We start from the raw sequence: 14540 nt of genomic DNA on the forward strand, positions 1-14540 counted from the left end.
CCGTCTGGTGTCAGGCTGAGTGCGCTCGATTTTCCGCGCCTTGGAGGTTTTGATGCGTGCAGGCGTCGTGGTCACCGCACACCCCGGTGTGGAGGAGCTCGCCGTACAGGCCGAGGAGTTGGGCCTGCACAGTTTCTGGCTCAACGACACCCCGATGGTCCACGGCGACCCCTTCGTCGCCCTGGGACTGTGTGCGAAGGCCACCAGCCGCATCAGGCTCGGCATCGGCGTGACCTCACCGGCGCTGCGCTCGGCCCCGGCCGCCGCGAGCGCGTTCGCCAGCCTCAACGCCCTGGCGCCAGGCCGGATCATCTGCGGGATCGGCACCGGAAACACCGCCCGGCGCACACTGGGCATGCGGCCGACCACTACAGCCATGATGGAGAACTTCACCGCCGCACTGCAGGACCTGTGCGCCGGAGGCACCATCGAGTACCGCGAAGGTGACCGAGTCCGCAACGTCCGGTTCCTGCACACCGGGGCGCACGCGAACACGGCCGACCCGATCGAGTTCGTCGTGGCCGCGCTAGGACCGAAGGCCGCCGCCGTCGCCGGCCGCCGCGGCACCGGCCTGATCTCCTTCGGCCTGCCGGACCCCACCGCCTGGCAAGCACTGCATGACACCCGCCGCCACGCCGCTCACGACACACCACACGGCCCCGACTCCCGCGTGGACTCCTACCTGGTCACCGCGCTGCACATCCTCGAGGAGGACGAGGACCCCAGCGGCGACACGGTCCGGGACGCAACCGGCCACATCGTCCTGTCGCTGCTGGCCTTCGCCGCCGACACCGCCGCCGACGCACGCGCTTTCGCCGAGCAACTCGGCCCCGAGGAACGCGAGGCGGTGTGGCGCCTCCTCGACCGGCGCGGTACCACCGCCACCGCACCCGACCGGCACACCAAGCTCTACCCCAACTACCTCGGACGCATCGCACCGGAGGACCGGGACCTGATCCTGCCCTCACTGATGAACACCCTGGCCCTGGTCGGCACCCGCGACGACCTCCGCGCCCGCATCGCCACCCTGGAACAGGCCGGCGTCGACGAACTGCTCATCCAGCCGGTCATCGACCCACCCATCGAGATAGCCCAGCTCGCGAAACTCCTCACCTGAGCGGACCCAACTGCCATTGGAGCTTCCAGCGGATCTTGTCACCGGTGTTCCGGTGGACATGATCGACCGGTCTGGGATCAGCCTGCCGGGACGGTCGTCACGCTCGGGTGTAGCGGTGTTTGGTGCCGGGCGGGAAGTACTCGGGGTCGCCCAGCTCACGTAGCCGGATGAACGGCGCCTGCTGGGCCATCGGTACATAGGCCGCGAACTCGCTGTTGAGCCGGAGCAGCTGTTCGAGGATCGACTCGCCCACCAGCCTCGCCGTCTCCTCCGATGGCTTCTCGCCGGGCATGAGCTCTACTGTCACCGTCAGGTGCCGGTCACGCCGGTCGTCCTCGACCGCCTCCAGGACGAACTTTCCGGTCACCAGCGAGCTGACCGCCGGCTGCTGCAGCCCTACGGAGATGTTCTCCGGGTACACGTTCGCGCCGTAGTAGGAGACGGTGAAGTGGCTGCGCCCGAACACGTAGACGAAGGGCCGGGACGGGCCGGTCGCCGAAGGCTCGAAGCCGAGGTGCCGTACGAAACGTGACATCCGTTCGAACGGCACGATTCCGCCCTCGTCAGCGATGTGATAGCGGATCAGGGGGATGCCATTGTCGCCCGAGAACACCAGCGTGCCCTCGTGCTCCTCGAAGAAGCGGACCTCGGGGTCGTACTGGACGAGCGTCGGCAGCCGCGACTCCCCGAACAGCTCCCTCGCGGCCCCGGGACGGCCGGCCAGGAACCGGCGGATCTCCACAGAGAGAGGCGTCTCGTTGCCCAGTACGCCCGCGTCGGCCGTGCCGTACAGGGAGGCGATACCGCGCACCGGGTCCGCGATGCCCGCCCTGTCCGCCACGAGCGTGCGCCACTCCTCGCTGAACACCTCCCCGGCCGTGACGAGCTTGACGTTCCACCTGGACCAGGGCAGTCCCGCGTCGATGACGTCCTTGAGGAAGGGCGGATAGCCGAGGAGTACGACCTGGTCGAAGTACGGGGCCAGTTGCGGGAGTACGCGAAGGATCTCCCGCTTGTCGCTCCCGGGGGCGACCACAGTGATCGGGTAGCCGCGCTCTGCCAGGTGGCGGCAGCAGGCCACGGTGAACAGCCCGCCCACCCAGGTGCCGAGCGCGAAGCAGACGACGGCCAGCGTTCTGCGCTCCCGGGCCTCGAAGGAGTCCCGGAACACCTCCTCGAACCGCGCGGCGATCACCCGCTCGTCGGACACGGAACGCGGCCAGAACGACGGCGTACCCGTCGAACCGGACGAGACCGCGATCATGTCGCCGATCACGCCGTCGCGGCAGAGCCGGGGGAGTGGGTGGCGGTTGAGGTAGCCGTCCTTGGTGAGCAGCGGCAACCGCGCGAAGTCGGCCATGCTCGACACCTGGTCCGGACTGACACCCTGCTCGGCGAGGAACTCCCTATATGCGGGCACCGACGCGGACACCTGATGGAATAGCGCAAGCGGGTCCATTTCTCAGACGGTAGATCCTGTTTGCCGTTGACGCACGCGGTCATCCCGCCTGCCTCCAGGGAGCGCTTCGCTCGGCCGATCTCCAGGCACCTTCATCGCTGAACAGCCGAGGTCAAGGGGATGGTTCGAGGTAGATCTTGCGTTCTTCGGGGGTCAGTTCGCGGATGGTGCGCTTGGCGGCGAGTGCCTGGACCTGGTGCATGGGACCGCATACCGCGCAACGCCAGATCCGTACCGTGGCGTCGTCGTAGGTCGACAGTAGCCGCAACCCGTCCGGACTGAACTTCACGGAGTTGACCGTAGTGCCGGAGCCGCTGAAGACCACTGGCTCGCGCCCCTCGGCCGGCATCCAGATCCGCACGGTGTTGTCATTGCCACTGCTGATGACCTGCTGCCCGTCCGGGCTGAAGCCGACGCTCCACACCACGCCCTGATGGCCGCGCAGGACGATCGGGTCTCCGGTCCCGCCGGTGTTCCAGATGCGGATCGTGCCGTCGTTGCCCCCGCTGACCAGCCGCCGCCCGTCCGAGCTGAGGGCGAGGCACCACACCAGGCCTTGGTGGCCGCGCAGCATGACAGGTTGACCGGTCCCGTCGGCGTTCTGGATCAGGATCGTGCCGTCCACGCCTGCGCTCGCCACCCGCCGCCCGTCGGGGCTGAACACGACATACCGGACCTGGCTCTGAGGGCTTTTCATGATGACCGGCGCTCCGGTCCCGTCAGTGTGCCAGACGCGTACAGTGCCGTCGTCACCTCCGCTGACCACCCGCGTGCCGTCCGGGCTGAAGGCGGCGTTCCACACGTTTCCACTGTGGCCGCGCAGCACGACAGCCTGGCCGGTCCCGTCGGCGTGCCATATCCGTACCGTGCTGTCAGCACCTGTGCTCGCCAGTCGCCGCCCGTCCGGGCTGAAGGCGACCCCGAGGACGTCCGCCTTGTGGCCGCGCAGCACCAGCGCGTCACCGCTGCCGTCGATGTTCTGGACGCGGATCGTGCCGTCGATACCGGCACTGGCGACGCGTCGCCCGTCCGGGCTGAACACGGCGTCGTACACGGCCCCGGTATGACCTCGCAGGATCATCGCGTCACCGGTGTACGCCACGTCCCACAGTCGCATCGTCCCGTCATCGCTCGCGCTCGCGAGCGTACGCCCGTCTGGGCTGAACGACGCGTTCCACGTCGTACCACGATGGCCGCGCAGAATGAGCGGGTCGATGTTGCTGGCCATGTTCCAAATCCGGACCGTGCCGTCGTTGCCCACGCTGGCGATCCTCCGGCTGTCGCGGCTGACCGCCGCACCCTCCACCGTGCCGTCGTGCCCGCGCAGCACCGCTGGTGCATTCTGTCCGGTCACGTCCCACACCCGCACCGTGCCATCGGTACTGGCGCTGACCAGGTTCCGCCCGTCCGGGCTGTACTGCAGTCCTTCCACAGAATTCTCGTGGCCGCGCAGCACGACCGTTTTCGCCTTACCGGCCGGGTCCCAGATCCGGACGGTGCCGTCGCCGCCGCTGCTGGCCAGTCTCCGCCCGTCCGGGCTGAACACGACCTGCAGAGCCCGCCCATCGTGGCCGCGCAGCACCTTGGGAGCACCGCTTCCCGCAGATGAACTGCCGGTCCACCTGCCGCCATCCGGTGCTTTCCAGATCCGCACCGTGCCGTCGTCCCCGGCACTTGCCAGGCGTTGCCCGTCGGGGTTGAACGAGACGCCCCACACCGGACCACGATGGCCGCGCAGCACCAGCGGATCGCCACCGCCGGCCCAGTCAGACACGCTGACCGTTCCGTCGATGCCGCCTGTCGCCAGGTAGCGTCCGTCCGGGCTGAACACGGGGTTCCACGCCTCACCGGCATGGCTGTGCAGCACCACCGGATCTCCCGTGGGCAGCCCTCGTACGGACACCTGCCAGACCCGTACGGTGCCGTCTCCGCTGCCGGCGGCCAGATGCCGCCCGTCCGGGCTGAATGCGACGCCGCAGACCTTGCCCGCGGCGATGGGCACGATGAGCCGGATCCGCGAGTCGACGGTGGCCTGCCGGAGTACCGCCGTGGCCTCCTCCGTCGGGCTGACCGCGTATGCCCGCCGGGCCAGCAGCAGCCCGAGCTGCGGGTCCAGCTGGAGCTGGCCACGCGCGTCCGCCGCCAACTGGCGAGAGTACGCGAGATCTCGCTCCTCCTCCGCCCGGCTCGCGTTCCCCAGCGCTATCACGGCCAGCGCTCCGACCACGGTCGCCACCACCACCAGGCTGATCAGAGCCGCGCGCACACGACGGCCCGCCGCCGCCCGCTCCCGGCGCGCGCGTGCCCTGCTGGCCGCCAGGAACGCGTGTTCCAGGTCGTTGAGCCGGTCGAGCGCGCGGTCCTCCCAGGCCGCCAGTCGCGTTCCCCGGTACAGCAACTCGTTCTCGCGCCCGTGCTGCTCCCACTCGGCGGCGGCGTCGGTGAGCCGCCGCTGGAGCCGGACGAGTTCCCGGTCTTCGGCGAGCCAGCCCCGCAGCCTCGGCCAGGAACGGATCACCGCCTCGTGAGCCACCTGGACGCTGTCCTCGTCGACGGTGATCAGCCGCGCCGCCGTCAGCCGGGACAGTACGGCCGCCATCGCCGCCCCGTCCGGCCCCGCCAGCAGCTCCGCCGGCGGGACGCGCCTGCGCGTGTCCTCGGTTCCCTGCCCCAGCGCCGTCAGGCGGAGGAACGCGTTCCTGGCCAGATTTCGCTCACCGACGTCGAGCCCGTCGTAGATCTGCTCGGCGGTCTGCGCGATGGCGCCCTGGATGCCTCCTGCTTCCCGGTACCCCGCGAGCGTCAACGTGCCGCCTTTGCGGCGCTTCCACGTCTCCAGCAGGGCGTGGGAGATCAGTGGCAGCGCGCCGGGCTCGCCTCTCGCGTCGCTGAGGATGGTCTCGACGAGCGCCCGCTCGACCTTGAGCTCTGCCCGGAGCGCCGGGCCGATGATCACCTGTCGGAGGTCGTCGTCCTCCATGGGACCGATCAGCAGGTGCCGGTCGCGCAGCATGGCCACCAGCGGCGGGTGTTCAGCGCACCGGGCGTAGAAGTCCGCGCGGATTCCCAGGACGACGCGGGCTCGATCGTTGGTCTCCTCCGCCGCGGCGAGCAGCGAGTCCAAAAAGAGGGATCTCTCCTTCTGGTCGTCGCAGAGGCTGAAGACCTCCTCGAACTGGTCGACGACGATCACGATGCGCACGCTCTTCGGCCTGCCCGCCAGTATCTGTCCGATCGCCAGCCGGACGTTCGAAGGGGCGGCCACCAGGTCGGCGTACAGGGAGGGAGCGGTGGTTCCGCTGAGGTTGGCCAGGCCCACCGCGAGTTCGTCCAAGGGGTGCGCGCCTGGCGTGAGAAGGAGCGTCGGCCGGTGGAGGCCTTCCGAGGCGGCGCTGTTCCGCAACGCCGGAAGCAGGCCGGCTCGAAGCAGGGAGGACTTGCCGCTTCCTGAGGCGCCGAACACCGCGAGCAGGGATGTGTCGCGTAATCGCGCGGAGAGTTCGTTCACCAGCTCGCGCCGGCCGAAGAACCGGTCCGCGTCGTCAGGATCGAAGGTGACCAGGCCGAGGTACGGCGCGTCCTGGTCCATCTGGTCCTCCGCACCGGCGTCGGCGACGGCCAGCTCCGCGGCGACCTCTCGCCAGAGTTTCTCCCAGGTCTTGGTGTCGCCGCCGCAGGCCTCGACATAGGCCAAGGTGACCGCCAGCGTGGGAAAGATCCCCCCACCTGCTGCCTCGGACAGTGCGGTCACCGAGTAGTGCGCGCGCCTGGACAATTCGCGGTAGCTGGACCGAGGGGCCCCGGCGCGTAACTGCCTCAGCTCGTGCGCGAACCGCTGTAACGGGCCTGCGTCAGGGTCGAGCGGTCGTTCCGGTCGTCCCATGAACCCGCCCCCATGGCCGTACGATCGCCGGTTGTCGAACTGCGAAGTTCGGCGCTTGACAACCGGAATCGACTATAGCCATCGGGAGTTGATTACGCGATGAACCGCCCGTCCCGCCCCCGTGGAAGACGGGCGGCTCCAACGCGACTTACGCCCGGTAATGCCGGCGACAGCCTAGGGCTGGGCTGGATCCGGCCTTACAGGTCGTAGTGCAGGTCGGTCTTGCCATTGCTTGGGTTGTAGGTGCAGTAGTAGTCGATGCCGGTTTGCGAGTGCAGGTAGGACGCTCTGCTCAAGCAGTCGTAGCAGCTTTCGTAGTTCGGGGGCACCCACACGCTGTTCGGATTGGCCTCTGTCCTGAGGTGGCAGCGGTTTGGGGCGAGGAGCGTGGAGGCCTCGCTGCTCGACGAGGTGCTCGCGGTCGAAGCGTACGACAGGCCGGGTACGGAGGCGATGACAGCGGTGGCGAACATGGCTGCCGTCACAAGGCCCAGACCGCTCGCGAGCTTCCTGCGCGACTGTCGTTCCATGTCGATTCCCTTCGTCGGGTGACTCGGTAAGCCGTATCCCCTGGTCTAGCCGTCCCGAAATTGTCCAGCGCGCGTACGGCGTGCTGGACAAACAACTCTTCGGAGGCGGGTCGGTGTTGGAACTTCTAACAGGTGAAACGCATTTCTTTGATATGCGTGTGAGTTAACGCGGGTTTAGGCTCTGGTTTCCGGATCGGCGCATGCCCGATGTGGGAATGCCACAAAAGCCGCCAGAGCGCGTCACCTTCCTCAGGGAACCCCGCGTTGCTCCGTACCCAGTCCCGCAGAGCTCACGGGTCACTTCGTTCGTCGCGTACGCGGTCAATCGCCTGGTCGTACCAGTCCCGTCTCGTACGCGTACACGATCGCCTGCGCCCTGTCGCGCAGCCCCAGTTTCATCAGCACCCGTCCCACATGCGTCTTGACGGTCTGCTCCGCCACCACCAGCTTCTCCGCGATCTCCTGGTTGGACATCGCCTGCGCGACCAGCGCGAGCACCTCCGTCTCGCGCTCCGTCAGCTCCGCCAGCCGCCGGACCGTCGGCGCTCGGGGCGCGCCCAGCCGGGCGAACTCGTGGATCAGCCGCTTGGTGACCGCCGGGGCGATGAGGGCGTCGCCCGCCGCGACGACCCGCACCGCCTCGGCCAGCTGGACGGCCGAGGCGTCCTTGAGCAGGAACCCGCTCGCTCCCGCCCGCAGCGCCTCATAGACGTAGTCGTCGAGGTCGAAGGTGGTCAGGATGAGGACCTTCGGGCCGTCGCCCGACGACAGGAGCCGCCTGGTCGCCGTCAGCCCGTCCATGACCGGCATGCGTACGTCCATGAGCACCACATCGGGCCGCAGCTCGGCCGCCCGTCGCACCGCCTCCTCGCCGTTGGCGGCCTCGCCCACCACCTCGATGTCGGACTGCGCGCTCAGGAACACCGTGAACCCGGTGCGCACCATTCCCTGGTCGTCCGCGATCAGCACCCGGATCACGCCGTCTCCTCCGCCCCGGCGATCGGTAACGTCGCGGTCACCTGGAAACCGCCCCCTTCGATGGGTCCCGCCTGTAACGTGCCGCCGAGCAGCGCCGCCCTTTCCCGCATGCCCACCAGCCCCTGTCCAGTCCCTTCCGGGCCGCCCGCCGTGGCGCCGGCGCCGTTGGTGACGTGGAGCCGTAAGGCGTCGTCGTCGCATGCGACGACGACCGCGACCGTGGCGCCGGGCGCGTGGCGCATCGCGTTGCTCAGGGACTCCTGCACGATCCGGTACGCGGAAAGCCCGACGGCGGGCGGCAGCGCCCCGAGCGGCTGCTTCGGCAGCTCGACCCCCACGGTGAGCCCGGCGGCGCGGGCGTTGGACACGAGCTCGTCCAGCCGGTCGAGGCCGGGCTGCGGCGCGGTGTCGGTGCGGCCGTCCTGGTCGCGCAGCACACCGAGCACTTGGCGCAGCTCGGCGATGGCCTCCAGGGACAGGCTGCGGATCTCGGCCAGGCCCGCCTCCAGCCGCGCGGGATCACCGGCGGCCTTGAGCGGCACCGCCTCGGCCTGGATGGCGATCACCGACATGTGGTGGGCGACCACGTCGTGCAGCTCCCGCGCGATCCTGGCGCGCTCTTCGAGCACGGCCTGCGCGCCCTCGGCCAGCCGCGAGCGCCGCTCCTCCTCCGCGAGCCTGGTCGTGGCGTTACGGCGTACGCGCACGTTGTAGCCGAACAGCAGGGAGACCGTCACCATGATCGTGACGAGGACCATCGAGTCGGGATGGACGATCCACGCGGTCAAGACGCTGATCACCCACACGGCGACGGTGATCCGACGGTCGCCGCGCACGGCAACCGAGTAGGTTACCAACAGGTACATCACCGCCAGCCCGACCGTGTAGGGCGGATAGCTGGTGCCGACTGTCTGCGTCACCCAGAACGCGAACGGCAGCTGGACCATGGCCACCCGCCAGGCGCCCAGCGGCCACCGATCGCGCAGCGCCACGGGCAGGGAGAGAGCAGCGGAGGCGAGAGAGAGTAGCGAGTCGTCGACTGGCGGCTTGGCGCCGTCGTTCCAGTTGACGAGCTGGGAGAACGTGGTGGCGAACAGGATATAGGCCACCAGGATGTCCGCCACCTGGACCAGGTCGACGTGGCCGGCCAGTGGCTGCCAGCGGGGCAGCCGGAAACGCAGCCAGCGCGATCGGGGCGGCGGCGGGTCCGCGTCGCCCTGGAACAGCGCCAGCGCGAAGGGCCGCACCACTGCCGAGAACACGCGATCACCCTACGGGGGCGTGGCCGGGCGGGCATCAACCCTGGGTCGTCATCCTCAGGTATGACTGGCTTACATGATTACGATCGCCGTGAGCGAACATCGGCAACCCTGGGAACAATCAGAGGCTCTAATGACTTGAGTCGGTATAACTCAACCCTTTGGAGTTCGTATGAGTGAGAGCTTGATCCTCCCGGTCCTGCCGCTGGACGACGAGGTCGTCCTGCCGGGCATGGTGGTTCCGCTGGACCTGTCCGACTCCGAGGTGCGGGCTGCCATAGACGCGGCCCAGGCATCTGGTGGCAACAAGCCGCGGGTCCTCCTCGTTCCCCGGATCGATGGCCGTTATGGCGCGGTCGGCGTGCAGGCTGTTGTCGAGCAGGTCGGGAGGCTGCCCGGTGGCGAGCCCGCCGCCGTGGTGCGCGGCGTCGACCGCGTGCGCGTCGGCACCGGCACGACCGGCCCCGGCGCCGCCCTTTGGGTGGAGGCCATCACGATCGACACCGTCGCCGCCGGTGAGCGCGCCCAGGAGCTGGCCAAGGAGTACAAGGCCCTGGCCACCACGATCCTGCAGAAGCGCGGCGCCTGGCAGGTGGTCGACCAGGTCAACCAGATCGACGACCCGTCGGTGCTGGCCGACAGCTCCGGCTACACGCCTTGGCTGACGACGGCTCAGAAGGTCGAGCTGCTTGAGGCCGCCGACCCGGCCGAGCGGCTGGCCCGGCTGGTCGAATGGTCGCGCGAGCACCTGGCCGAGCTCGATGTCGCCGAGACGATCCGCAAGGACGTCCAGGAGGGCATGGACAAGCAGCAGCGTGAGTTCCTGCTGCGCCAGCAGCTCGCCGCGGTCCGCAAGGAGCTCAAGGAGCTCAACGGCGACTCCACCGAGACCGAGGAAGAGGACTACCGGGCCCGCGTCGAGGCCGCCGACCTGCCGGAGAAGGTGCGCGAGGCCGCGCTCAAGGAGGTCGACAAGCTGGAGCGTACGTCCGACCAGTCTCCCGAGACCGGCTGGATCCGTACCTGGCTCGACACCGTTCTCGACCTGCCCTGGAACGAGCGGACCGAGGACAACTACGACATCACCGGCGCCCGTGCGGTGCTGGACGCCGACCACACCGGCCTCGCCGACGTGAAGGACCGCGTCATCGAGCACCTGGCCGTGCGCAAGCGCCGCCAGGACAAGGGCTTCGGCGTGGTGGGCGGCCGTCGCAGCGGCGCCGTACTCGCGCTCGCCGGGCCTCCCGGAGTGGGCAAGACCTCGCTGGGCGAGTCCGTCGCGCGGGCGATGGGCCGCAAGTTCGTCCGAGTCGCGCTCGGCGGCGTCCGTGACGAGGCGGAGATCCGCGGTCACCGGCGCACCTACGTCGGCGCGCTGCCCGGCCGCATCGTCCGCGCCATCCGCGAGGCCGGTTCGATGAACCCGGTCGTCCTGCTCGACGAGGTCGACAAGGTCGGCTCCGACTACCGTGGCGACCCGACGGCGGCCCTGCTCGAAGTGCTCGACCCGGCGCAGAACCACACGTTCCGCGACCACTACCTCGAGGTCGAGCTGGACCTGTCCGACGTGCTGTTCCTGGCGACGGCCAACGTCCTGGAGGCCATCCCCGGGCCGCTGCTCGACCGCATGGAGGTCGTCACGCTCGACGGCTATACCGAGGACGAGAAGGTGGCGATCGCCCGTGACCACCTGCTGCCCCGCCAGCTCGACCTCGCCGGCCTGACCGCCGACGAGGTGGGCGTCGAGGACGCGGCACTGCGCAGGCTGGCCGCCGAATACACCCGGGAGGCCGGCGTACGGTCCCTGGAGCGCTCGGTCGCCCGCATCCTGCGCAAGGTCGCGGCCAAGAACGAGCTGCCCGTCACGGTCGGCGAGGACGACCTGGTCGGCTACATCGGCCGCCCCAGGTTCGTGCCGGAGTCGTCGCTGCCGGAGGCCACCCAGCGCACCTCGGTGCCCGGCGTGGCGACCGGCCTGGCGGTCACCGGAGCGGGCGGCGACGTCCTCTACGTCGAGGCGTCGCTGGCCGAGCCGGAGACCGGCGAGACCGGGCTCACGCTCACCGGCCAGCTCGGCGACGTGATGAAGGAGTCGGCCCGGATCGCGCTCTCCTACCTGCGCTCGCACGGCGCGGAGCTGGAGCTGCCGGTCACCGCGTTCAAGGACCGCTCGGTCCACGTCCACTTCCCCGCGGGCGCCGTGCCCAAGGACGGCCCTTCGGCGGGCGTGACGCTGACGACCGCGCTGGCCTCGCTACTGTCCGGTCGTACGGTACGCAGTGACGTGGCCATGACCGGTGAGATCTCCCTCACCGGCCGGGTGCTGCCGATCGGCGGCGTCAAGCAGAAGCTGCTGGCGGCGCACCGGGCGGGCATCACCACGGTCCTCATCCCGGCCCGCAACGAGCCGGACCTGGACGACGTGCCCGAGGAGGTGCGTAACGAGCTGACGATCCACCCGGTCAGCGACGTGCGCGAGGTCCTCGACATCGCCCTGACGCCGGCTCAGGTCGCCTCCACGGTCGCGGCCTGACCTGTCACCCATCTGCCCCGTCGTACTTCGGTACGGCGGGGCAGATGGCTTTTTGGACGAATTATCCGTTCGTTTGACTGAATGATTCGTGCATGCTTTCCTGGCTTCATGCTGTACGGCACACCCGCATTGGAGGCCGCCGACAAGGGCGTGCTCGCGGAGATCGAAGATATGCGGCGAGACTTGAAATATCGCCTGGCCGAGACGCACCGTTGGGACGGACAGCTCCGCCGGCAACTGCAGGCGCGGGCGATTCAAGGGTCCAACTCGATCGAGGGCTACCGGGCCAGCGTCGAGGACATCGAGTCGATCATGGCGGGGGAGGAGCCGCTGGAGACGTCGGCGTCGGTGACACGGGAGATCGCGGGTTACCAGCAGGCGCTGACCTATATCCAGGCGTTGTCGCGGGCGCCGGTCTTCCGATTCGACGTGGGCGTGCTCAACGCGCTCAACTTCATGATGATCGGCCACCATCGCAACAAGACACCAGGCGTGATCCGACCGGGTGGGATCTACATCCGGGATTCCGAGTCGGGCGAGGTGGTCTACGAAGGCCCCGACGCCGACCTTGTCCCGGGGGCGATGGACGACTTGGTCGCGTGGCTCAATGACGGTGACCAGGACTGCCCTAGTTATGTCCGGGCGGCCATGGCCCACTTCAACCTGGTCAAGATCCACCCCTGGCGTGACGGCAACGGCCGGATGTCCCGCGCGCTGCAGACGCTCGTCCTGGGCCGGGACCAGATCACGCTGCCGGAGTTCTCCTCCATCGAGGAGTGGCTCGGCCAGCAGCGCACCACCATCGACTACTACGACGTGCTCGGCCAGGTCGGCGGGCGGCGATGGAGCCCTCACGGGAGCACGTTGCCGTGGGTGCGCTTCTGCCTAAAGGCGCATCACATGCAGGCCCAGCGGGTCCTCCAGCGTCTCGGCGAGGCCGGGGAGATCTGGATGCTGCTGGAGGAGCAGGTCGACGCCGACGGTCTCAACAGCCGGAGCGTCTCCGCCCTCTACGAGGTGTTCGTCAACAGGCGTCTGCGCCGGAGTCGCTACCAGGCCGACGAAGGGCTCAGTCAGGGCCAGGCCGCCCGCGACCTGCGCGACCTTGCCGCCAAGGGCTGGCTCCAGCCGTACGGCGAGACCAAGGGCCGCTTCTACGCCCCCGGTCCGCGGATGGCCAGGATCAAGGCCGACTTCGCCGAACGCGTCACCCCGCTGCGCGACCCCTACCGCCGGATGACTGACGCGAACGCGTAGCGTGGCCGACCCATCACCCGCAGACCGCCGACCAATCGCGGGCCCCCGACCGACCGCAGACCCCCGACCGACCGCAGACCCCCGGCTAACCGAAGATCACGGTGTCCAGGCCGGATCCCGGCCGATGAGGCCCAGCAGGCGGTCGAACGCCGGGGCGTCGTCCGGTACCGCCGCCGGCGGCCCGAAGACGCCGCGCTGCCTGCCCATCTCCACCATCCGGTCGGTGAAGTCCAGCGCCCGCGTGACGGCCTCGGGCTCCGGCTCGTACTCCTGACCGGTGGCCTTGGCCAGGTCCCAGCCGTGCACGACCAGGTCGATGAGATACATGTGGGCCAGCGCGGTCATCGGCATACCCATGTCGGGGCTGGTCCCCTCCCACGCCTCGCGCCGTGACCAGGCGGCGAGCGTGCGTTCCGCTCGCTCGGGGAAGTCGCCCGCGTAGGGCCCCTGCTCCAGGCGCGGCCCCTTGCCCGCCAGCGACTCGAACATCTCCGCCACCCACTCCAGGTGGTTGATCAACTCTTTGACGTCGAACTTCGCGCATGGCGTCGGTGACCCGAACTGTTCCTCTCGCACCGCGGCCACCAATCCCGAGGCACGTTCGGTGGCACGCGTCATCAGCGGCATCATGTCGTCCATGGCAGCCATGGTGCCCCGCCCACCGCAGGCGCGGCTTGTAGAAACGCGACAGCGCGGCTGGGTCGACCCGTACGCGGGACTCAACGCCTTCAATTTCTCCCGCCAGGCGCCATTGCCCGAAATTTCGGCGTATGTGGAGCACTTCTGGGTCGTCACCTGGACCGACCTCCCCGAGCCGTACGAACAGCGCATCGTCTCCCATCCCACCGTGAACATGACCATCACCCAGGACTTCCACCGGATCGCGGGAGTGATCAGGGGCGGGTTCTCGTACACGATGCGGGGCAGCGGCCGAGTGATCGGCACGCGCTTCCGCCCCGGCGGCTTCCGGCCGTTCCTCGGCGGCCCGGTCTCCGAGCTGACCAGCCGCTTCGTGGAGATCGGCGAGATGTTCGGTGCGGCGGGCACGACCTTGGTCGAGCGGGTCCTGGCAGAACCCGACCCCCGGGCCGCTATAGCGCTAATCGAGACGTTCCTGCTGAGTAAGGAGCCGGAACCGGATCCGCTGGCCGAGGAGGTCGCGGCGCTGGTGGCGATGGTGGAGGACGACGTGTCCATGACCAGGGTCGACGAGCTGGCCGCCAACTCGGGGCGGTCGGTGCGCTCGCTGCAGCGGTTGTTCCGGGACTATGTCGGTATCGGCCCCAAGTGGGTGATCCGCCGTTTCCGGCTGCACGAGGCCGCGGAACGCGTCTACCAGGGCCTCGATCTCGCCACACTGGCCACCGAACTCGGCTACACCGACCAGGCGCACCTGACCCGAGACTTCACCGCCGCGGTCGGCATGCCACCCGCGGCCTACGCCCGGCTCAGAGGCTATACACCTGATCCTCACGTCCGCCAAGAGTCCTCTCCCCTGACCGGGAGGTAGTGGCGCGCGGTTGG

General features: G+C 69.0%; 10 protein-coding genes. 4 read left to right on the top strand and 6 right to left on the bottom strand.

The annotated features are described in order from the left end of the window. Positions 1-52: 52 nt before the first annotated feature. A complete protein-coding gene (locus AB0C30_RS21065) occupies positions 53-1117 on the top strand; it encodes an LLM class flavin-dependent oxidoreductase (protein ID WP_357946242.1) in 1065 nt (354 codons plus the stop codon). 97 nt (positions 1118-1214) lie between these two features. On the opposite strand, the gene AB0C30_RS21070 is transcribed toward AB0C30_RS21065, so the two are convergent. The 5 genes from AB0C30_RS21070 to AB0C30_RS21090 all read right to left on the bottom strand — a co-directional run bounded on the left by AB0C30_RS21070 (position 1215) and on the right by AB0C30_RS21090 (position 9229). Beyond that, positions 1215-2537 carry a phenylacetate--CoA ligase family protein gene (locus tag AB0C30_RS21070; RefSeq protein WP_357946245.1) on the bottom strand — a complete coding sequence of 441 codons (1323 nt, stop codon included), beginning with the start codon at positions 2535-2537 and terminating at the stop codon, positions 1215-1217. A gap of 151 nt (positions 2538-2688) precedes the next feature. Continuing rightward, positions 2689-6459, bottom strand: coding sequence for a hypothetical protein (locus AB0C30_RS21075; protein ID WP_357946247.1), 3771 nt, complete (start codon positions 6457-6459; stop codon positions 2689-2691). Between the two features lie 197 nt (positions 6460-6656). Then, positions 6657-6989, bottom strand: coding sequence for a hypothetical protein (locus AB0C30_RS21080; RefSeq protein WP_357946249.1), 333 nt, complete (start codon positions 6987-6989; stop codon positions 6657-6659). A 321-nt stretch (positions 6990-7310) separates the two neighbouring features. After that, positions 7311-7967: a response regulator transcription factor gene (locus AB0C30_RS21085; RefSeq protein ID WP_357946251.1), complete on the bottom strand. Its 657-nt coding sequence runs from the start codon at positions 7965-7967 to the stop codon at positions 7311-7313. After that, the gene (locus AB0C30_RS21090) at positions 7964-9229 is read right to left on the bottom strand and encodes a sensor histidine kinase (protein WP_357946253.1); all 1266 of its coding nucleotides are present in this window, start codon (positions 9227-9229) and stop codon (positions 7964-7966) included. Before AB0C30_RS21090 ends, AB0C30_RS21085 begins: the two co-directional genes overlap by 4 nt. A 169-nt stretch (positions 9230-9398) precedes the next feature. Between AB0C30_RS21090 and lon the strand changes: the two genes are divergently transcribed. Together lon and AB0C30_RS21100 are read left to right on the top strand one after the other, a co-directional pair. After that, on the top strand, positions 9399-11759 hold the full coding sequence (gene lon, locus AB0C30_RS21095) for an endopeptidase La (RefSeq protein WP_357946256.1): 2361 nt from the start codon (positions 9399-9401) through the stop codon (positions 11757-11759). Between the two features lie 108 nt (positions 11760-11867). Next, a complete protein-coding gene (locus AB0C30_RS21100; protein ID WP_357946259.1) occupies positions 11868-13016 on the top strand; it encodes a Fic family protein in 1149 nt (382 codons plus the stop codon). A gap of 96 nt (positions 13017-13112) precedes the next feature. Here AB0C30_RS21100 and AB0C30_RS21105 read toward each other — a convergent pair whose 3' ends face one another. Further along, the gene (locus tag AB0C30_RS21105; protein WP_357946261.1) at positions 13113-13655 is read right to left on the bottom strand and encodes a TIGR03086 family metal-binding protein; all 543 of its coding nucleotides are present in this window, start codon (positions 13653-13655) and stop codon (positions 13113-13115) included. Here AB0C30_RS21105 and AB0C30_RS21110 point away from each other — a divergent pair. Beyond that, on the top strand, positions 13654-14526 hold the full coding sequence (locus AB0C30_RS21110) for a helix-turn-helix domain-containing protein (RefSeq protein ID WP_357946263.1): 873 nt from the start codon (positions 13654-13656) through the stop codon (positions 14524-14526). The genes AB0C30_RS21105 and AB0C30_RS21110 overlap by 2 nt on opposite strands. Positions 14527-14540 lie beyond the last annotated feature (14 nt).

The organism is Nonomuraea sp. NPDC048901 (assembly GCF_040649695.1).
Classification (GTDB): domain Bacteria; phylum Actinomycetota; class Actinomycetes; order Streptosporangiales; family Streptosporangiaceae; genus Nonomuraea.